This is a genomic window from Enterobacter cloacae complex sp. S2, assembly GCF_015159675.1.
Classification (GTDB): Bacteria; Pseudomonadota; Gammaproteobacteria; order Enterobacterales; family Enterobacteriaceae; genus Enterobacter; species Enterobacter intestinihominis.
This window is the reverse complement of the sequence record NZ_JADDTS010000037.1, coordinates 97,393-116,030: the sequence shown is the minus strand read 5'-3', so window position 1 is coordinate 116,030 and position 18,638 is coordinate 97,393. Positions and strand designations below refer to the sequence as shown.

Annotated in this window: 18 protein-coding genes and 1 other RNA gene; 10 read left to right on the top strand and 9 right to left on the bottom strand. The window is 55.2% G+C overall.

What is annotated here, in order from left to right; all coding sequences use genetic code 11:
- Window positions 1-151: 151 nt before the first annotated feature.
- A complete protein-coding gene (locus tag IPZ49_RS17555; protein ID WP_022647259.1) occupies window positions 152-679 on the top strand; it encodes a YbaY family lipoprotein in 528 nt (175 codons plus the stop codon).
- 37 nt (window positions 680-716) lie between these two features.
- Here IPZ49_RS17555 and IPZ49_RS17550 read toward each other — a convergent pair whose 3' ends face one another.
- Entirely contained in the window at window positions 717-1,028 is a 312-nt protein-coding gene (locus tag IPZ49_RS17550) for an MGMT family protein (protein WP_063146590.1), read from the bottom strand.
- Window positions 1,029-1,198: 170 nt separating this feature from the next.
- On the opposite strand from IPZ49_RS17550, the gene ffs reads away from it, so the two are divergent.
- The 3 genes from ffs (at window position 1,199) to IPZ49_RS17535 (ending at window position 2,006) form a co-directional block, all read left to right on the top strand.
- An RNA gene (gene ffs / locus IPZ49_RS17545) (signal recognition particle sRNA small type) lies at window positions 1,199-1,295 on the top strand.
- 247 nt (window positions 1,296-1,542) lie between these two features.
- On the top strand, window positions 1,543-1,794 hold the full coding sequence (locus IPZ49_RS17540; RefSeq protein ID WP_022647261.1) for a hypothetical protein: 252 nt from the start codon (window positions 1,543-1,545) through the stop codon (window positions 1,792-1,794).
- Window positions 1,791-2,006, top strand: coding sequence for a hypothetical protein (locus IPZ49_RS17535; RefSeq protein WP_006809861.1), 216 nt, complete (start codon window positions 1,791-1,793; stop codon window positions 2,004-2,006). The genes IPZ49_RS17540 and IPZ49_RS17535 overlap by 4 nt, the downstream gene beginning before the upstream one ends.
- A 70-nt stretch (window positions 2,007-2,076) precedes the next feature.
- On the opposite strand, the gene IPZ49_RS17530 is transcribed toward IPZ49_RS17535, so the two are convergent.
- Window positions 2,077-3,498 carry a PLP-dependent aminotransferase family protein gene (locus tag IPZ49_RS17530; RefSeq protein WP_063146589.1) on the bottom strand — a complete coding sequence of 474 codons (1,422 nt, stop codon included), beginning with the start codon at window positions 3,496-3,498 and terminating at the stop codon, window positions 2,077-2,079.
- An 84-nt stretch (window positions 3,499-3,582) separates the two neighbouring features.
- On the opposite strand from IPZ49_RS17530, the gene IPZ49_RS17525 reads away from it, so the two are divergent.
- The 3 genes from IPZ49_RS17525 (at window position 3,583) to IPZ49_RS17515 (ending at window position 8,533) form a co-directional block, all read left to right on the top strand.
- The gene (locus IPZ49_RS17525) at window positions 3,583-4,194 is read left to right on the top strand and encodes a YitT family protein (protein WP_022647263.1); all 612 of its coding nucleotides are present in this window, start codon (window positions 3,583-3,585) and stop codon (window positions 4,192-4,194) included.
- Window positions 4,195-4,269: 75 nt separating this feature from the next.
- Complete coding sequence (locus tag IPZ49_RS17520; RefSeq protein ID WP_045622300.1) at window positions 4,270-5,340, top strand: LacI family DNA-binding transcriptional regulator; 1,071 nt, start codon at window positions 4,270-4,272, stop codon at window positions 5,338-5,340.
- Between the two features lie 103 nt (window positions 5,341-5,443).
- Window positions 5,444-8,533 (top strand): beta-galactosidase, encoded by a 3,090-nt coding sequence (locus tag IPZ49_RS17515; RefSeq protein WP_063146588.1) that lies wholly within the window; start codon window positions 5,444-5,446, stop codon window positions 8,531-8,533.
- A gap of 51 nt (window positions 8,534-8,584) precedes the next feature.
- Here IPZ49_RS17515 and IPZ49_RS17510 read toward each other — a convergent pair whose 3' ends face one another.
- The gene (locus IPZ49_RS17510) at window positions 8,585-10,144 is read right to left on the bottom strand and encodes an EAL domain-containing protein (protein WP_058676947.1); all 1,560 of its coding nucleotides are present in this window, start codon (window positions 10,142-10,144) and stop codon (window positions 8,585-8,587) included.
- Window positions 10,145-10,357: 213 nt separating this feature from the next.
- Here IPZ49_RS17510 and IPZ49_RS17505 point away from each other — a divergent pair, with 213 nt between their 5' ends.
- A complete protein-coding gene (locus IPZ49_RS17505) occupies window positions 10,358-10,618 on the top strand; it encodes a type B 50S ribosomal protein L31 (RefSeq protein WP_015571255.1) in 261 nt (86 codons plus the stop codon).
- A 2-nt stretch (window positions 10,619-10,620) separates the two neighbouring features.
- Window positions 10,621-10,761: a type B 50S ribosomal protein L36 gene (gene ykgO / locus IPZ49_RS17500; RefSeq protein WP_063146587.1), complete on the top strand. Its 141-nt coding sequence runs from the start codon at window positions 10,621-10,623 to the stop codon at window positions 10,759-10,761.
- On the opposite strand, the gene IPZ49_RS17495 is transcribed toward ykgO, so the two are convergent.
- Window positions 10,758-11,468, bottom strand: a complete 711-nt coding sequence (locus IPZ49_RS17495) for a GNAT family N-acetyltransferase (protein WP_063146586.1) — start codon at window positions 11,466-11,468, stop codon at window positions 10,758-10,760. The genes ykgO and IPZ49_RS17495 overlap by 4 nt on opposite strands.
- 102 nt (window positions 11,469-11,570) lie before the next feature.
- Between IPZ49_RS17495 and IPZ49_RS17490 the strand changes: the two genes are divergently transcribed.
- Window positions 11,571-13,031 carry a PLP-dependent aminotransferase family protein gene (locus IPZ49_RS17490; RefSeq protein WP_063146585.1) on the top strand — a complete coding sequence of 487 codons (1,461 nt, stop codon included), beginning with the start codon at window positions 11,571-11,573 and terminating at the stop codon, window positions 13,029-13,031.
- Here IPZ49_RS17490 and IPZ49_RS17485 read toward each other — a convergent pair.
- The 5 genes from IPZ49_RS17485 to acrB form a co-directional block, all read right to left on the bottom strand.
- A complete protein-coding gene (locus IPZ49_RS17485) occupies window positions 13,003-13,470 on the bottom strand; it encodes a YlaC family protein (RefSeq protein WP_022647269.1) in 468 nt (155 codons plus the stop codon). The genes IPZ49_RS17490 and IPZ49_RS17485 overlap by 29 nt on opposite strands.
- A gap of 116 nt (window positions 13,471-13,586) precedes the next feature.
- Window positions 13,587-14,138, bottom strand: coding sequence for a maltose O-acetyltransferase (gene maa / locus IPZ49_RS17480; protein WP_063146584.1), 552 nt, complete (start codon window positions 14,136-14,138; stop codon window positions 13,587-13,589).
- Between the two features lie 207 nt (window positions 14,139-14,345).
- Window positions 14,346-14,564 (bottom strand): HHA domain-containing protein, encoded by a 219-nt coding sequence (locus tag IPZ49_RS17475; RefSeq protein WP_015571250.1) that lies wholly within the window; start codon window positions 14,562-14,564, stop codon window positions 14,346-14,348.
- Between the two features lie 28 nt (window positions 14,565-14,592).
- On the bottom strand, window positions 14,593-14,967 hold the full coding sequence (gene tomB / locus IPZ49_RS17470) for an Hha toxicity modulator TomB (protein ID WP_006809850.1): 375 nt from the start codon (window positions 14,965-14,967) through the stop codon (window positions 14,593-14,595).
- A gap of 509 nt (window positions 14,968-15,476) precedes the next feature.
- Window positions 15,477-18,623: a multidrug efflux RND transporter permease subunit AcrB gene (acrB, locus tag IPZ49_RS17465; protein ID WP_023299464.1), complete on the bottom strand. Its 3,147-nt coding sequence runs from the start codon at window positions 18,621-18,623 to the stop codon at window positions 15,477-15,479.
- Window positions 18,624-18,638: the final 15 nt, after the last annotated feature.

The following is an 18,638-nucleotide window of genomic DNA, read 5'->3' as shown; positions in this document are numbered from 1 at the left end:
ACGATAGTGGTCCGATGGGTAGAATTATCTTAATACCTGGGCAAAATTAGGCATAAATCCGTGATTTGTGCCACACTTGTTTACGTTATGTGAATAAAACGACATCGGATGGGATCGATCCCGCCGGTGCATTGATGATAAGGAGACTTCAATGAAACTCGTGCCTATGTTAAGCGGTGTTGCAATGGCGGTGGCGTTGTCCGCCTGTGCGGATAAGAGTGCCGATGTAGCGGTACCAACGGCGACCCCAAACGGGATTAACACCCTTTCACAGCAAGCTATTCGACAGCCTAACGTGTCCGGTACCATCTGGATCAAACAGAAAGTCGCTCTGCCGCCGGACGCGGTTTTAACGGTCACGTTATCCGATGCGTCTCTGGCGGATGCACCGTCTAAAGTCCTTGCACAGCGTGCAGTTCGTACAGAGGGTAAACAGGCGCCGTTCAGCTTCGTGCTGCCGTACAACCCGTCTGACGTTCAGCCTAACGCGCGTATCCTCCTGAGCGCGGCGGTAACGATCAACGATAAGCTGGTCTTTATCACCGATACCGTGCAGGAAGCGGTCAACAAAGGGGGCACCAAAATCGACCTGACCCTGGTCCCGGTGCAGCAGACTGAAGTGCCTGTGGCAACGCAGACCAATCAGCCAACCTTGCCTACACCGCCAACACAGTTGTAACTTTCTTTCGCCCTCTTCATCTTGACGGGAGAGGGCGTCAGTATTCCCAGCGATACTTCTGCATATCTATCTGTCCCGTCCCGGACACCTGTACCCCTTCTGAGAGTAATGCCTGACGCTGGCGCTGCAGGTCTGGCCCGGTGAGGGAAATGGCGCCATGGCGATTAACGACCCGGTGCCATGGTAACGTACTTCCCTCCGGAAGCCTTCTTAGCACGCCGCCAACCTGACGCGCTGCGCGCGGAGAGCCCGCCAGTCGGGCGACTTCCCCATAGGTCGTGACACAGCCTTCCGGAATCGAGGCCACGATTTGCCACACTCGCTGTGGGAAAGTGTCATGTTCGTCCATTGTTTCTCCAGCGGGAAATCAGCGAAGGGTAATGTTATACGAAGATAAAGAAGATTGTCGGGTCAGTTTGCGCAATAATCCAGCATCCAGTTGCCAGCGGCTTGCAATTGAGGTGCTCCACAGGGATAATGCGCCAGCGCGTTGGTTATCAACGCTCTCAATGGGGGCTCTGTTGGTTCTCCCGCAACGCTACTCTGTTCACCAGGTCAGGTCCGGAAGGAAGCAGCCAGGGCAGACGACGTGGGTGCCGGGATGTAGCTGGCAGGGCCCCCACCCATTTGTGTTCTTCTCTGAAGTTTCCCCCTATATAAACCTTCTCAATTATGTGCCTATTTTGTTCGTGCAATATATCCTTCATTGAACTGAAATAATAATGTCATAAACCTGTAATAATAGACTGTCATTTTATTATCGGGCGTCTTTTTGTTGTCATAAGCAAAAAAATATATATCTGGATAACAAACTTATCTTCGTGTATTAAATTAAACACGTGTTCCGAAAGGATGTGACAATCATGGTAACTGCGGTTTTAAACGTTAAAATTGATGAAGCGCTAAAAGAAAGACTCCGCCACTATGCGGAAGACAATAATGAGAATTTAAGCGTGACCACAGAGAAACTGCTGCTGCTGGCATTTGAAGCAGTAGAAGAGGCGGGAGTATCGGAAGAGGATGTTGATAATCAGCATACGGAAGAAGAGAGCGTAAATCCATTTACTCCTAAAGAAATCAAAGCACTACGTAAACTTCTGAAGAAGAGAAAATGAAACAACAACTATCGACTGCCAGCGATTACAACGAGGCCTGCAATCTGTTACGTTCGGGCTATGTGAAACATGTTCGTCTTGGCTGGAATGTAGGAAGTGATGAGTTCTTTCGAATTGCGTCTGACTGGTGTGATACCGGTGCAAAAATAAAGAAAGAAGGTGAAAATTTCATTATTTCGCTGAAAGGCTTCCCGATTCCTCCTCAACATTAAGTTGTTCTTCATGAAAACTGCTGACTGCATGCGTTACAGTCAGCAGTTTTTATTGTTTCTGGCGAATAATTTACACCAGGCTCCGTTTTACTGGCGGTGTACTTTTATTTAAGGCAAGCCACAGCGGTTTGATACGCAGTAATGCCTCTTCAAGTTCTGGCGAATTGAGTGAGAAGGGCATACGCAGGTAGCGGTCAAACGCGCCTGAAAGCCCAAAGCGCGTGCCGGTGCCCATAATGATGCCTGTCGTTTCCGCACGTGCCGCCAGTTGAGTCGCCAGCATGCCGGGGAGTTCAATCCAGTATGAAAGTCCTCCCTCCGCTTCCTGAAACCGCCATTCGGGGAAATGCTTCCGTAACATCTGGCCGCAGCGGTCACGCCGTTCTGCCAGCATTTCCCGCCGGGCAGGCAGGAAGGTTTCACTGTTTTCGATAAGCCACAGCGTGGCCAGCTGTTCCAGCACCGGAGAGCCCAGATCCAGCGTATCGCGCGTCTGTGCGAGCGTGGCGATAGTGCGGAACGAGGCGCGGATCCAGCCGAGACGAAGCCCACCCCAGAAGCTTTTGCCTGCGGAACCCAGCGTAATCACCGCGGCCTCCGGGTTAAAGGCGGCCAGCGGCGGCGGCGGGGGAGCATCGAACCAGAGATCGACCATGGTTTCATCCACCACCAGCGTGGTGCGGGTTTGCGCGGCGATGTCGGTTATGGTCTGACGCGTCGCGGCATCCATGCAGCGCCCGGTCGGATTATGAAAATCCGGCATTAGATAGGCCAGACGCGGGGCGGTCTGGGCAAGCGTTGCGGCAAAACCATCGGTATCCCAGCCCGTTTCTGGCAGCGAGACGCCCACGGGCCGGCATTGCGCCCCCTGAATCGCGGCTATCGCCAGCGGGTAGGTGGGATGATCCACCACCACGCGATCCCCGGGCCCGGTCATCATTCTTAAGATCAGGGCGAAGCCGCTGACGGCACCGTTCACCACCATCACTTCGTCTGCCCGGGTGGGCAGACCGCGTGCGGTGTAGCGGGCGGCGATAGCTTCACGCAGCGCTGGAAGCCCAAGCTGATCGTACCCGGTCAGCGCCAGATTCGGCGTAATGGTCGTCAGCGCGTGGGTGTAGGCCTGATGGATCTCTGGCCCTGCGTTGAGCGCGGCGGTTGAGAGATCCAGCGCCGCCCTGGCAGTGGAAAGCGTGGGCACGGCCCGGCTGTCTGGCAGGATCGCCCGGGAACCGCTGCCGTGACGGCTCTCCAGAAAACCCTCTTCACGCAGATGCGCCAGCGCGCTGCTGATGGTGGTGCGGCTGACGTCCAGTGCGGCGGCCAGTTCCCGCTCTCCGGGCAGGCGCGTGTTTAGCGCCAGCCTGCCATCCAGAATTAACAGGCGTAACGCGTCAGCCAGCTGGCGCCACCGCGGGGTGCGGGAAGAGGTTTGTTGCCAGTGCCCTAACAGGCGAACCAGAGACTGGCTTCCAAAACGACGTGATGACATGTGCAGTCCACTATTTGAAAACTGGACATTAATCATAGTGCCATTTTCAGCGAAGATGGAAGCTGGTTCTTCGGAGAAGAGAAAATGGTGCGTCGTCTGGTACAACTTTATGTCGGTTTAGCCCTTTACGGACTTTCAACCGCGATGTTTATTCGTTCGGATCTGGGTGTTGATCCCTGGAATGTTTTTCACCTTGGCGTCGCCATCCAGGCCGGAATGAGCATCGGCACGGTGATGATTTTAACCGGGGCTGCGGTGCTGCTGCTATGGATCCCGCTGCGTCAGCTTCCGGGGCTGGGTACGGTCAGTAACGTGATTTGTATTGGCCTGGCGGCAGATGCGTCAATGGCATTGATCCCGGAACTCACCTCGCTGCCCGTGCGCATCACCCTGCTGGTTTCCGGCATTGTGGTTAACGCCCTTGCCACCGGAATGTATATCGGCGCGGGTTTTGGCGCAGGCCCGCGCGACGGTCTGATGACCGGCATACACGCCCGGCTGGGCTGGTCGATCCGCAGCGTGCGTACCGCAATCGAGGTGACCGTGTTGATCGTCGGCTATCTCCTCGGGGGAGCGTTTGGCGTCGGAACCGTGCTATATGCGTTAACCATCGGCCCGCTGATCCAGCTTTGTTTGCCGTGGTTTCGCCAGAGACCGCGCATGCAGAAAGCCGCGCAGCCGGAGCGGATTGCTTAATTTTGCGAAGCGCTCACAGGCTATAATGGCGTAACTGTGTCAGAATAGTGACTACCTTTTACGACGCCAGAATCTATGAAAGCGATCACTCTTTATGACGTTGCCCGCGTAGCGGGCGTTTCTTATCAGACCGTTTCCCGGGTGATTAACGACGCGGAACACGTTTCTGCCCGTACGCGGGAAAAGGTCCGACAGGCCATGGCGGCTCTACACTATGTACCTAACCGTGGCGCGCAGCAGCTGGCCGGGAAACGCACTCGCACGCTGGGGCTGATGACCAGCGATCTGGCGCTGCATGCGCCGTCGCAAATCGCCTCAGCTGTAAAATCCCGGGCAGTGGAGCAGGGGGCAGGCGTGCTCATCTCTATGGTGGAGCAGCCCGCGCAGTGTCAGGCTGCTTTGCAGGAGTTACTGGCGCAGCGCGTGGAGGCGCTGCTGGTGAACGTTCCGCTGGAAGATGCTCAGGCAGAAATGCTTCAGGAAATGGCCTCGCCGACCCCGGTTCTTTTTCTTGATGTTTCCCCCACAGCTCGGGTTAACAGCCTCGTTTTCAATGCTGAACAGGGCGCTGGCCTGGGGGCGGAGCATCTGCTTTCGCTGGGGCACCGGCGAATTGCGCTGCTCGCCGGGCCGGAAAGTTCTGTCTCTGCCCGGGCTCGCCTGGCGGGATGGAAAACTACGCTGGCTCAGGCTGGCGTGGAGGCGTTTGCGGTGGCGCAGGGCGACTGGAGCGCGGCTTCAGGCTACGAGAAAGGGCATCAGCTCCTGGCGGGCGCACAGCTGCCGGAGGCGATCCTTGTGGCGAACGATCAGATGGCGCTTGGCGTTTTACGCGCCTGTGCGGAAAAAGGCGTTGCGGTACCGGGGCAGATCTCGGTTGTCGGGTTTGATGATACGGCTGACAGCGCGTGGTTTTCCCCTCCGCTGACCACCGTTCGGCAGGCGTTCCGCGAGGCCGGTGAACGCAGCGTGGAGTGGCTGCTGGCAACTGCCCGTCACGCCGAACCCTGGCAACAACAACTTCCCGTTACGTTGATCGTTCGTCATTCCACCGCGCCGCGCGCCGTACAACAGGCCGATCGTGAAGATCTGGCGCAACAGCTAAGAACGCTGGCGCTGCTGGCGGAGAAACTGGCGCGCAGCTAGCACTTTTGTGATCGTGCTCGCCTGGCGACGATCAAAGTCTTTACCGCTACCGTTTACCAGGGCATGTTGACTAAAATTGTGAGCGCTTCGTAAAGAGGTTGATATGTCTTCCACATTGCCGCTGACCCTCAGCGCAATTCTGGCTCGTCGTGACTGGGAAAACCCGGGCGTGACGCAGTGGAATCGTCTGGCCGCACACGCGCCTTTTCATAGCTGGCGCGATGAAACCCTCGCCCGGGAGGATAAGCCTTCGCTGAGCGAGCGTCTGCTTAACGGCATCTGGCGATTCAGCTTTTTCCCGGCACCAGAGCAAGTGCCCGAGGCATGGGTAACGGACGATCTGTCTGATGCCGTTGAGATGCCCGTGCCGTCGAACTGGCAGATGGAGGGATTCGATACCCCCATCTACACCAACGTCACCTATCCGATAAATGTGAACCCGCCCTATGTACCGGCTGAAAACCCAACCGGTTGTTACTCGCTCACATTTGAGATGGATGATGCCTGGCTGCTCAGCGGGCAAACCCGCATTATCTTTGATGGGGTGAATTCAGCTTTTCATCTGTGGTGTAACGGCCAGTGGATGGGCTATTCCCAGGACAGCCGTCTGCCTGCGGAGTTCGACCTCAGCGCGGTGCTGCGACCGGGGCAGAACCGCCTGGCGGTGATGGTGTTACGCTGGTGCGACGGAAGCTACCTGGAAGATCAGGACATGTGGCGGATGAGCGGCATTTTCCGTGACGTCTCGCTGCTGCACAAGCCGGAAACGCGGATTGCCGATTATCAGATCGTGACCGATCTGAATGCCGAATGCGATCGGGCGCTGCTCCGGGTTGACGTTGCGCTGGAAGGCTTACGCTATGCCGAATGCGAGGTGGCGTTTACCCTGTGGCGTAACGGCGAAGCCTGCGCGCAAATCACGCAACAGCCCGGATCGGCCATCGTGGACGAACGCGGCAGTTGGGCGGAGCGGCTCACGGTGGCGATACCCGTGAACAATCCCGTGCTGTGGAGCGCTGAAACACCGGAACGCTATCGTTTGACCATGTCGCTTCGGGATGTGCAGGGCAACATGCTGGAGACTGAAGCCTGCGATGTCGGTTTCAGACGCGTCGAAATCAGCAACGGCCTGCTGAAGCTTAACGGCAAACCGCTGCTGATCCGCGGCGTGAACCGTCATGAACATCATCCTGAGAAGGGGCAGGTGATGGATGAGGCGACCATGCGCCGCGACATCGAACTGATGAAGCAGCATAACTTCAATGCCGTGCGCTGCTCGCATTATCCGAATCACCCTCTGTGGTACACGCTTTGCGATCGCTACGGCCTGTACGTGGTCGATGAGGCGAATATTGAAACCCATGGCATGGTGCCGATGAGCCGCCTGGCGGACGATCCGCGCTGGCTGCCTGCCATGAGCGAACGCGTAACGCGTATGGTGCAGCGGGACCGGAATCATCCGTCCATCATCATCTGGTCCCTGGGGAATGAGTCCGGGCATGGGGCGAATCACGATGCGCTGTACCGCTGGCTGAAAACCACCGATCCCACGCGGCCGGTGCAGTACGAAGGCGGGGGGGCCAGTACGGCGGCAACTGATATTATTTGCCCGATGTATGCCCGCGTCGATCAGGATCAGCCGTTCCCGGCGGTGCCAAAGTGGTCGATTAAAAAGTGGATTGGTATGCCGGACGAAACCCGTCCGCTGATCCTGTGCGAGTATGCCCACGCGATGGGTAACAGCTTTGGCGGCTTTGCCAGCTACTGGCAGGCATTCCGCAGCCATCCCCGGTTGCAGGGCGGCTTTGTCTGGGACTGGGTCGATCAGGCGCTGACGAAAAAAGCGGAAGACGGCACGGCATTCTGGGCCTACGGCGGCGATTTTGGCGATAAGCCCAACGATCGTCAGTTCTGCCTCAACGGGCTGGTGTTTCCCGATCGCACCCCGCATCCCGCCCTTTACGAGGCACAGCGTGCCCAGCAGTTCTTTACCTTTACGCTGGTGAGCACCGCTCCGCTGGTCGTCGATATCCAGAGCGATTATCTGTTCCGTCATACTGACAACGAGAGTCTGCGATGGTCGGTGGCGCGTGACGGTGTGGTGTTGGCTTCCGGCGAAATAACCCTTTCTGTTGCGCCCCAGGGGACACAGCGCGTTGAGATCCCGCAGACTGAATTCGGCGCTGAACCGGGCGAGGTCTGGCTCAACGTGGAGATCGTTCAGCCGCAGGCCACGCCGTGGTCGCCGTCCGGCCACCGTTGTGCCTGGGATCAGTGGCCGCTCCCGGCTCCGCTGTACCTTACGCCACCGAAAGCAGACGGAACCCCACCACAGTTAACGGTGCAGGAAGAGGTACTGGACATCACTCATCAGCAGCAGCGCTGGCAGTTTAGCCGTCTCACCGGCAACCTGACCCAGTGGTGGAACGCGGGCGCTGAAACGCTCCGTTCCCCGCTAACGGATAACTTTACCCGCGCGCCGCTGGATAATGACATTGGCATCAGCGAGGCGACCCGCATCGATCCGAACGCGTGGGTGGAACGCTGGAAAGCGGCAGGGATGTATGAGATATCCTCGCGCCTTATCCAGTGTGAAGCGGAACAGCATACCCGTGAGGTGGTGGTGACCACGCAGCACGTCTGGGAGCATCAGGGTAAAGCGCTGTTTATCAGCTACAAGGTCTGGCGGATTGATGACCACGGGTTACTGCACGGGGATGTGCAGGTGACGGTGGCGTCTGACATTCCTGAGCCCGCTCGTGTTGGCCTGAGCGTTATGCTGGCGGATATCCCGCAAACGGTGCGCTGGCTGGGGCTGGGCCCGCTGGAGAACTATCCGGACAGAAAACTGGCGGCGCAGCAGGGGCGCTGGGCGTTACCGCTGGACGCCATGCAGACGCCGTATATCTTCCCGACGGAGAACGGTTTACGCTGCGACACCCGTGAGCTGACGTTTGGCTCACATCACTTCCAGGGACAGTTCCATTTCTCCCTGAGCCGTTACAGCCAGCAGCAACTGCATACGACAACGCATCACCATTTGCTACGGGAAGAGGATGGCTGCTGGTTGAATCTTGATGCCTTCCACATGGGCGTGGGGGGGGACGACTCATGGAGCCCGAGCGTAGCCCCCGCCTTCATTCTGCAAAACCGTCGGCTGCGCTACACGTTTAGCTGGCAGCAGAACGGCTGAGCTGAAACGTGCGGCCACTGTCGTGGCCGCACGTAACACCGCGCAATGGGTTTATTTCCTGAGGTTGTGCTCGGCCCAGCGAATGAAATCTTCTTTAGGCAGCGCCTTGCTGAAATACCAGCCCTGTCCGTACTGCACGCCGTGGCGATGCAACCATTCGAGCTGCCCTTCAGTTTCAATGCCTTCTGCGACCATCGCCAGCTTAAGCGATTTGGCCATTTCGATGATGTGGGGAGTCACGTTCTTATACTCCAGCGCGTCCACAAAGGATTTATCAATCTTCAGGGTATCGACATCAAGATCCTGCAAATAGCTCAGGCTGGAGTAACCCGTACCAAAATCATCAATGTAGATGGCATGCCCGGAGCGCCGAAACGCAGCGATGGCAGGGGCGCTGACGGCAGGATCGGCAAAGCCGCGCTCGGTCAATTCAAGGGCGATCTGGCGCGGGTGGACGCCCCATTTGTTGAGCAATTGACTCAGCAGGCGAGGCAGCTCGGGGGACGTTAAATCGGCTGGCGAAAGGTTGACAGAAATGTGCAGTTCCGGGTGATGATGCAGCCAGGCACCTAAATCCTCAAACACCTTATTCACCACCAGCTGTGTCAGCGTTGAAATAAGCCCCGTCTGCTCCGCCAGGGGAACAAAGAGATTAGGCGACAGGTCACTGCCATCTGGCTGCGGCCAGCGCATCAGCGCTTCTGCACCCACCAGTTTTCCACTGCATAGCGCCACAATGGGCTGATAGTGAACCTCGATCTCCCGGTTGTTGATCGCGTCGATCAGCCGGTTACGCGGGGAAAGCAAACGGCGGAGGATGCGAAGCACAATAAGGGCTGCAACCAGGCTTATCAGTATGCCTGCCGGTAGCCAGATGATCAGCTGCTGATGCCAGGATGCCGCGAGCGGTTTTAACGATGCCCAGGCAATAACCGTAAGCCCCAGTTCTGGCACCGGTTTCAACACGTACATCGAGCCGTTGTATTGCACGCGCTTAACGTCCTGCTGCTCCTTAACGACAGAAAGAATATACGGGTCGAGAATATTGCTTCTGGCAAATATCCGATGGGTTTCGCTTCCCACCAGGGCGGCATCCATCGAAATGTCACCGAACGGGACAACATCCACAAGCGACTCCGGATCGACCATTACCAGATAATGTCCTTTCCCCAGAACGGCCATATAACGGTGAATGCCGAGGTCGTTTTGCGAGGTGAGCCACGCGCTATATCCGTCTGCGGTGATCCGCATCGGGGGCGGTAAGATCGCCGTATTACTGGATTGTTCCAGAGAGGAGCAGAGCGGCTTCAGGTTATCGATATACATCACTTCCTGAATATAGCGCCATGAGAACGCGACACGACGCATTTCGCGTAAGTGCGGAGGAGTGCAGGGCGGGGCGTTGAACAACTGTAGGTGCGTGAGCGCCTGTTTTGCCTGCGCAACGACTCTGTCGGTACGGATCAGGGCGCGCGAGGCATATCTGTCCAGCGCATCCACAAATTTCGCCTCTGCCTGACGATGCGCCAGCCAGATACTGAGGCACACAGGGACCAGCACAGAGAAGATCAGTACGCCTGTCACCAGGCTGACCAGATGTCGGGTTCGCATGCTGCTGTATCCTTTCCATATGCCCGACCAGGGCATGGAGTTTGCGTGCCAGAGGAAAAATTTTTTATCGCTAAATGATATAGTTATAGCATGTAACAGTCTCTGGCAGTATTTGAAAACCTTTCAAAAACAGGCTGTGCGTCACAGGGGTTGTTTTTGCAGCAAAGCTCAGATAGTATCTTGTTATGTTATAACAATACATGAAGGCCAGAGATGAAACCGAATATCCATCCAACCTATCGCACCGTTGTGTTTCACGACACCACGGCTAATGAATATTTTAAAGTTGGCTCAACGATTAAGACAGACCGTGAAATTGAACTTGAGGGGAAAACGTATCCCTACGTTACTCTTGATGTCTCCTCTAAATCACATCCGTTTTATACCGGGAAGCAGAAGACCTTCTCGACGGATGGCAGCGCGGCACGCTTCCGCAAGCGTTTTGGTGGCTTTCTTGATGCGAAGCGAGGCTAATCATGCAGGTGCTTAACTCATTGCGCAGTGCAAAACAGCGTCACCCGGATTGCCAGATAGTCAAACGCAAGGGACGCTTATACGTGATTTGCAAATCTAACCCGTGCTTTAAGGCGGTGCAGGGGCGTAAAAAAAGACGCTAGACGCGCATTTCTCGCCAGCTTTCCAGGGATCTTTTCTGTTTGCCATCGACGGTAAAATTGTCGGTGGCAAGCCAGCTTTCAAACGCGCTCGCCAGCGCTGACCACTCTTTGTCGAGAATTGAAAACCAGTCGGTGTCCCGGTTTCGGCCTTTAATGACCAGCGCCTGGCGAAAACGCCCTTCAAACTGAAACCCAAGACGCAGGGCCGCTTTGCGGGAGGGTTCGTTCAGGCTGTTGCACTTCCATTCATAACGTCGGTAGCCCAGGGTATCGAACACGTACCGCATCAGCAGATACTGCGCTTCTGTCGACATGGGCGTGCGGCTTAACAGTGACGAGAAGTGAACATGTCCCACTTCTACAACGCCGTTTTTAGGATCGATCCGCATAAGGGACAGCGTCCCGACAGGAGATTGGGTCTGGTTATCGATAACGCTAAAGTGGATGGGATCGGATAATTTGCTCACGCTCGCCACCCATTCGGCAAACTCTTCTGCGGTGGCATCGGGTTCACGCAGCAGCCACGTCCAGCTTCGGGTATCTCCGGCCAGGGAATACGCAGAGAACAACGCGTGGGCATGCTCCACGCGCAGCGGCTCAAGCCGACAATAGCGACCCTGAAGTACCACCCGGGACGGGGGCGGGCGAGGCTGCCAGTCGGCAAGGCTTTCCCCTACAGGTTGTCCAAACTCATTGAATACACTCATCTTTATTTCCACGATGTTGAAAAGATCTCCAGATTAGTGAATTACTGGTTCCTTAAAAAGAACCACCAGGCTATGTTTTGCTGGTACCACGAGGAGGTAAAGATGAATATACCGGGTGATGAGCTATACACCCTGCTCCATGCTGCGCTGAAAAAACGTGGGGAAGAAACGCTCCAGCGCGCGCTCTACCTTGCTTTGCGGGAGGCCATACTGTGCGGAAGGCTTCGGTCCGGCAGTCATTTGCCCGGCTCGCGAACGCTGGCGCAGCAGATCTCGGTGTCCCGAAACACCGTTAATGCGGCGCTGGACCAGCTCACGCTCGAAGGCTATTTGCTGCGTAGCCGCCAGGGTACGCGGGTGGGGCAATTCGCTCATCGTACGATTGCCCGGACATTACCGGACCCGGACGTCAGGCTGACAAAACGTGTTGCCCTGCTGCCCGCGCCTGTGCCGCGCGACACTCCGGTGATGGCATTTACGCCAGGAACGCCTGCCATCAACTATTTCCCCTTGCCGCTGTGGCGGCGGTTATACGATCGCGTCCTGCGCGAGGAGGGGAGCGCCCTGTTAGGGTATGGCGACCCGGCCGGCGAGCCGACGCTACGGGCCGCCATTGCCCGCCATCTTGCGCTCTCCCGCGGCATTGACTGCGATGCCAGCCAGATTTTGATAACCGAAGGGGCACTGGAGGGCGTCAATCTGTGCACGATGCTGTTAAGCGAGCCGGGGGATGTCGCCTGGGTTGAAAATCCCGGCTATAGCGGTGCTAAAAGCGCTTTCGTCAAAACCGGCCTGGCGATGAGCGGCATACCGGTTGATGACGAGGGGATGTGCTGGGAAGGGTTGTGTGCGCCTTCACCCACGCTGATTTTTACCTCGCCATCGCATCAGTTCCCTTACGGAAGCGTGCTCAGCGCGCGGCGGCGTCTGGCGCTGCTGGAACTGGCCCGGCAGCACAGCGCGTGGATCATTGAGGACGATTACGACAGCGAATTCCGTTATGCCGGTGAGCCCGTACCGGCGATGCTGGGAATGGTCAACAATGCGCCCGTTGTGTATCTGGGGACGTTCAGCAAAACGCTGTTTCCGTCGCTCAGAATGGGGTTCATGGTATTACCGCCAGCGCTGGCGAAGGCGGCGCGTCCGGCCATCGGCTCGCTGCTGCGCGGCGGGCATCGCGCTGAACAGCGCACCCTGGCGCTATTTATTGAGGAAGGCCACTATGCGCGACATCTTGCCGCCATGCGCCGACTTTATCGTAAGCGATACCGCCAGCTGCGGGAGGTGCTAAGCGCAGAGCTTCATACGCCGCACCGTGTTCTTGCCGGAGAAGGAGGGATGCACCTGGCGCTGGCGATTGACGGTATCGACGACCAGCGGCTGGTGGAGCAGGCAAGAGCGTTTCAGCTGGCACCCGCTGCGCTGAGCGGGTACTACCTTGAGACGACGCAGGGGCAAACCGGTCTGGTTTTAGGTTACGGCAATACCTCTGCTTCGCAGTTTGCGCCGGGTATTCGACGTCTTCAGGCGCTCATTACACAGCAGCGGGGCGGGAAAGGGTAAAGACATCATAAAAAGAGAGCTGGCCCTTGGTGATGACCATTTTCTGCAACTTCTCTTTTTGCCCGGCTTCGACAGCCGGCGAGTGCAGGATGCTGTCGATCAGCTCCTTCGGCACGTAACGCGTGTTGTACCACTCCCCGTTGTAGCAGACGCGGAAATCGAGTACGTCGATATCTTCATACCGGTAACGTGGATTGACGTCGAAAAAGAAAAACGCGTTAAACACCACGAACAGCACAACCAGCAGCCAGACGGAATCGACCAGCGTTTCAGACTTCAGCATGACGATAAGCGTTGCCAGCCAGGCGGCGTACATGGCGACGAACAATCCGGGATGTTTGCGAATAAAGCTGATGCTAAAGCGCGGACGATTGTCGCGCTTTTCGCGGGTATTGAGCTCGTCGATGGTGGCGGTAAGCAGGCGCTGTATCTCTGTCATTTTTTGCCTTTATGAGTGTTAAAAATACAGGTGATCTGCCTATTTTATGAGAGGGGTTTATGCGATGAAAGTAACAGTTATGCCAGGAAAAAGCATAACAGTTACTCAGGATGCGCTTAGATCATTTTAATGATTTTCGCCGGATTCCCGCCCACTACCGCATTGGCCGGCACGTCTTTGGTCACTACCGCGCCGGAAGCGATAACCGCATTATCGCCAATGGTCACGCCCGGATTAATCACCGCGCGTCCGCCGATCCAGACGTTATGGCCTATGGTGACCGATTTACCGTACTCCAGCCCGCTGTTACGTTCGGTCGCGTCCAGAGGATGTGTGGCTGTATAAATGTGCACCCCCGGTGCGAGCATACAGTTATCGCCAAAGCGGATAGGGCAGACGTCCAGCATGACGCAGTCGAAGTTGGCGTAAAAATTGTTGCCCAGATAGATGTTATAGCCGTAGTCGCAGCGGAAGCTCGGCTCAATATAAGCGCCTTCGCTTTGACCCAGCAGGTCAGCTAATAAGGCGCGACGTTCGGCCTTCTCATCGGGTGCGGTATGGTTATAACGGTGAACAATATGACGAGCGCGTAAACGGTCAGCCCTCAGCGTGTCATCGCCGGGGCGATAATATTCACCGGCAATCATCTTCTGTTTTTCTTCACTCATGGGAACCTCTCTGGAATCGTTTTACGTAGCGTAAAGAGGATTAGCCAGAAAGGGAACGTTCCCTAAAAGTGGCTGTGACGGGAGTCACAACATTCTAGCGTATAAATACGTTTTATACGGGGACCTGGCGTTTGCACTTGAAGCGTAATACGAAAGGTAAATTCAGCTTAACAACGGGCGTAGTGCCTTAAAGTCTCTCTTCAACGACTAACGAACAAATTTCCATACCGAAGAGGGGATCTTGTCATAGAGTTTATTCATGGTCAGTTCAGCAAGACGATGGTCGGCAGCTGAATAAAATACCGCCAGTTCATTATCAGACAGCTCGTATTTATTTTTCTCAATAACACGTTCGAGCGTGTCAATTGACTGACAGCGTCGCAGGCGCATCAAATAATCGACTTTAGTTAATGGTTTATCAGACATAAAATTCACCTTAGTATTTGTAATAATTTTAACAGGAAAGACTAACCGGATTAGCTCTGCTGACATTCGTGAAGCAGCGAAATAGACGGTTTCCTGATTTACGCCATTTCTGCAAATCCTGTGCGTTAATGCCGTAGCTGCTGAACAACATAAAGGTGTCGTCCAGGTATTCATCAATTTGCTCTATCAACTTATTATCTTCATTGTACTTAATTTTATAATTAAGTGCGAAGGTTGCGATATGCTCGATCAGCTCATTAAGCTGTAAATTGATAGCAGACGTTGGATCGTTCACCCAGCCATGGTTACTTTCTTCAAGATTGGCAAGGCAGTCATGGTACAAGGATTCGCAGAGAAATTTCAACTGCGCGATATCATGCCTTTTTGGCGAGTACTCGTCCATAGCGCATCCCCTTCTGAGTGATTTTTTACTCACCGAACATCATGTCGGGATGGATACAACTTGCTTAGCCACACGGGAGCTGTGTTCCTGATAACACTAACTATAAGCCACTCTGATCAGGATTTCACCGCGCTATTACGAAAAATTACAATTAAAACGTTTCCTTGCGAGCGCTTACGCAAATGTGACCTCAGACGCGAACACTTTTATCGAGAGAAACCCTTTTTTTAACCCGTTCCTTAAGATTCATTGAGTTAGCGCAATGTTTCATTTGAAGTCCGGATTCAGATGTCTTCGGCATTTACGATGATTTAGGATTTGTCCGAATATTTTAGGCGATGAATTGATATTAAAAGAATGCTGAATTCTACGATTAGCTTATCGGATTAATATGATAAGTCTTATCAGGACGGGTGAAAATAAATAAAACGACAATAAGACTATTTTATGAATTTTTCTGAACATGAAAAAGGCCGCAAATGCGGCCTTTTTATCATGTGAAACCGGTATCAGTGATGTTCCACCGAATGATTGTGCTCCACATCTTCATTTTTGCGGCTAAAGCGGCGACGTACCACCACGAAGAACACCGGTACAAAGAAGATGGCGAGAACGGTCGCAGTGACCATACCACCCATTACACCGGTACCTACCGCGTTCTGTGCGCCGGAGCCTGCGCCTGAGCTGATAACCAGCGGCATAACGCCGAGGATAAACGCCAGGGACGTCATCAGGATTGGACGCAGACGCATACGAACGGCTTCAAGCGTTGCTTCAATCAGGCCTTTACCTTCTTTCTCCATCAGATCTTTGGCGAATTCGACGATAAGTATCGCGTTCTTCGCCGACAAGCCAATGGTTGTCAGCAGGCCCACCTGGAAGTAAACGTCGTTAGTCAGCCCACGGAAGGTTGCGGCAAGCAGCGCACCGATAACCCCCAGCGGAACCACGAGCATAACGGAGAACGGAATCGACCAGCTCTCATACAGTGCCGCCAGACACAGGAACACCACAATCAGTGAAATGGCGTACAGGGCAGGGGCCTGGTTACCGGACAGACGTTCCTGATAGGACATACCGGTCCAGTCGTAGCCAATACCCGCAGGCAGTTTGCTGGCCAACTCTTCCATCAGGTTCATGGCTTCACCGGTGCTTCGGCCCGGCGCCGCCTGACCGAGAATCTCCATCGATGGCAAGCCGTTATAACGCTCCAGACGCGGCGAACCGTATTCCCAGCGCGAAGTTGAGAAGGCGGAGAACGGCACCATCTGGCCATCGCTGCCGCGAACGTACCAGTTGTTGATATCGTTCGGCAGCATACGGTATTGCGCTTCGGACATGACGTACACTTTCTTCACGCGACCACGGTCGATGAAGTCGTTGACGTAGCTGCCACCCCAGGCTGCACCCAGCGTGGTATTGATGTCACTGATGGACACACCCAGCGCCTGTGCTTTTTCCTGGTCGATATCGATCTTGTACTGCGGCGTATCTTCCAGACCGTTAGGACGCACGCCCACCAGCAGGTCAGGGTGTTTAGCCACCTCGCCAAATAGCTGGTTACGCGCCTGAGTCAGTTTTTCGTGGCCCAGACCGCCCTGGTCAATCAGCTGGAAGTCGAAGCCGGTCGCCGTACCCAGTTCAACAATCGCTGGCAGGTTAAAGGCGAAGACCATCGCATCTTTAATCTGTGAGAAGGTACCCATGGCCCGGTTGGTAATGGCTTCAACTTTGTTCTCATCACCCGGACGTTCGGACCAGTCTTTCAGAGAAACGAAGGCAATACCGGTGTTCTGACCGCGACCCGCGAAGCCAAAGCCGTTGACCGCAAACACGGATTCGACGTTGTCTTTCTCTTTGGTCAGGAAGTAGTCGGTCATCTCATCCAGCACTTTTTGCGTACGTTCTTGCGTCGCACCCGCCGGAAGCTGAGCCATGCTCAGGAACACGCCCTGGTCTTCATCTGGCAGGAACGAGCTTGGCAGACGAACAAACAGGAAAGCCATGCCCACCACGATGATGATATAGAGCAGCAGATAACGACCGGTGCTGCGCAGGATGTTCCCCACGCTGTCGGTGTAGTGATGCGTACTCTTATCAAACATGCGGTTAAACCAGCCGAAGAACCCTTTGTGCTCGCCGTGGCCACCTTTCTTAATCGGCTTCAGCATGGTCGCACACAGGGCTGGCGTCAGGATCAGGGCTACCAGCACCGACAGCGCCATCGCGGAAACGATGGTAATAGAGAACTGACGGTAAATCGCACCGGTTGAACCCCCGAAGAAGGCCATCGGGATAAATACCGCAGACAGAACCATCGCGATACCGACCAGCGCGCCCTGGATCTGGCCCATTGATTTACGGGTTGCTTCCTTCGGCGGCAGGCCTTCTTCCGCCATCACACGCTCAACGTTTTCGACCACTACGATGGCGTCATCCACCAGCAGGCCGATGGCGAGCACCATCCCGAACATCGTCAGGGTGTTTATCGAATAGCCAAATATCGCCAGAACCGCGAAGGTGCCGAGCAGTACAACCGGCACGGCGATGGTTGGGATCAGCGTTGCGCGGAAGTTTTGCAGGAACAGGTACATTACCAGGAAGACGAGGATGATCGCCTCAACCAGGGTTTTAACCACTTCGTGAATCGAAATTTTAACGAACGGCGTGGTGTCATACGGGTAAACAATTTTCAGACCTGACGGGAAGAAAGGTTCCATCTTCTTCAGTTCTGCACGGATAGCCGTCGCGGTGTCCAGGGCGTTCGCCCCAGTCGCCAGTTTGATACCTAAACCGGAAGCCGGTTTACCGTTGAACTTCGCAATAACGTCGTAGTTCTCGCCACCCAGCTCCACTTTCGCCACGTCACGCAGGCGAACCTGCGAACCGTCCTGATTCACCTTCAGCAGAATTTTACTGAACTCATCCGCCGAGGTCAGACGCGTTTGCGCGATGATAGACGCGTTAAGCTGCTGGCCTTTCACCGGCGGCGTGCCGCCTAACTGACCGGCTGCAACCTGGGCGTTTTGCGCTTTAATTGCGCTGATCACGTCAACCGGGGTTAGCTGGAAGTTGTTCAGCTTATTCGGATCCATCCAGATACGCATCGCGTACTGTGAACCGAACAGCTGAACGTCACCCACACCAGACGTACGGCTGATGGCGTCCTTCATGTTGGCGCCCACGTAGTCGGAAATATCTTCCTGCGTCATGGTGCCATCGGTGTTAATCACGCCGACAACCATCAGGAAGCTACTGGACGATTTCTCGACGCTCACACCCTGTTGTTGCACTTCCTGCGGCAGCAGGGGCATCGCCAGCTGCAGTTTGTTCTGCACCTGAACCTGCGCAATGTCCGCATCCGTACCGGATTCAAAGGTCAGGGTAATCTGAACTGTACCGGTTGAGTCACTGTTTGAGGACATGTACATCAGGTTATCGATACCGTTCATGTTCTGTTCGATAACCTGCGTAACAGTGTCCTGCACCGTTTTGGCATCAGCGCCCGGGTAGGTTGCGGAGATCGTCACTGCCGGCGGCGCAATCGTTGGATATTGCGCAACAGGCAGCTTCAGGATCGCAAGTCCCCCGGCCAGCATGATGATAATGGCGATCACCCACGCAAATATGGGGCGATCGATAAAGAAATTAGGCATGTCTTAACGGCTCCT

Coding starts and splice junctions, on each gene's coding strand:
- IPZ49_RS17520 (WP_045622300.1), top strand. CDS start 4,270: ATGAAAGCGATCACTCTTTATGACGTTGCCCGCGTAGCGGGCGTTTCT.
- IPZ49_RS17495 (WP_063146586.1), bottom strand. CDS start 11,468: ATGAGTGTATTCAATGAGTTTGGACAACCTGTAGGGGAAAGCCTTGCC.
- IPZ49_RS17510 (WP_058676947.1), bottom strand. CDS start 10,144: ATGCGAACCCGACATCTGGTCAGCCTGGTGACAGGCGTACTGATCTTC.
- IPZ49_RS17490 (WP_063146585.1), top strand. CDS start 11,571: ATGAATATACCGGGTGATGAGCTATACACCCTGCTCCATGCTGCGCTG.
- IPZ49_RS17515 (WP_063146588.1), top strand. CDS start 5,444: ATGTCTTCCACATTGCCGCTGACCCTCAGCGCAATTCTGGCTCGTCGT.
- maa (WP_063146584.1), bottom strand. CDS start 14,138: ATGAGTGAAGAAAAACAGAAGATGATTGCCGGTGAATATTATCGCCCC.
- ykgO (WP_063146587.1), top strand. CDS start 10,621: ATGCAGGTGCTTAACTCATTGCGCAGTGCAAAACAGCGTCACCCGGAT.
- IPZ49_RS17555 (WP_022647259.1), top strand. CDS start 152: ATGAAACTCGTGCCTATGTTAAGCGGTGTTGCAATGGCGGTGGCGTTG.
- IPZ49_RS17550 (WP_063146590.1), bottom strand. CDS start 1,028: ATGGACGAACATGACACTTTCCCACAGCGAGTGTGGCAAATCGTGGCC.
- IPZ49_RS17485 (WP_022647269.1), bottom strand. CDS start 13,470: ATGACAGAGATACAGCGCCTGCTTACCGCCACCATCGACGAGCTCAAT.
- IPZ49_RS17540 (WP_022647261.1), top strand. CDS start 1,543: ATGGTAACTGCGGTTTTAAACGTTAAAATTGATGAAGCGCTAAAAGAA.
- IPZ49_RS17535 (WP_006809861.1), top strand. CDS start 1,791: ATGAAACAACAACTATCGACTGCCAGCGATTACAACGAGGCCTGCAAT.
- IPZ49_RS17530 (WP_063146589.1), bottom strand. CDS start 3,498: ATGTCATCACGTCGTTTTGGAAGCCAGTCTCTGGTTCGCCTGTTAGGG.
- IPZ49_RS17475 (WP_015571250.1), bottom strand. CDS start 14,564: ATGTCTGATAAACCATTAACTAAAGTCGATTATTTGATGCGCCTGCGA.
- IPZ49_RS17505 (WP_015571255.1), top strand. CDS start 10,358: ATGAAACCGAATATCCATCCAACCTATCGCACCGTTGTGTTTCACGAC.
- IPZ49_RS17525 (WP_022647263.1), top strand. CDS start 3,583: ATGGTGCGTCGTCTGGTACAACTTTATGTCGGTTTAGCCCTTTACGGA.
- tomB (WP_006809850.1), bottom strand. CDS start 14,967: ATGGACGAGTACTCGCCAAAAAGGCATGATATCGCGCAGTTGAAATTT.
- acrB (WP_023299464.1), bottom strand. CDS start 18,623: ATGCCTAATTTCTTTATCGATCGCCCCATATTTGCGTGGGTGATCGCC.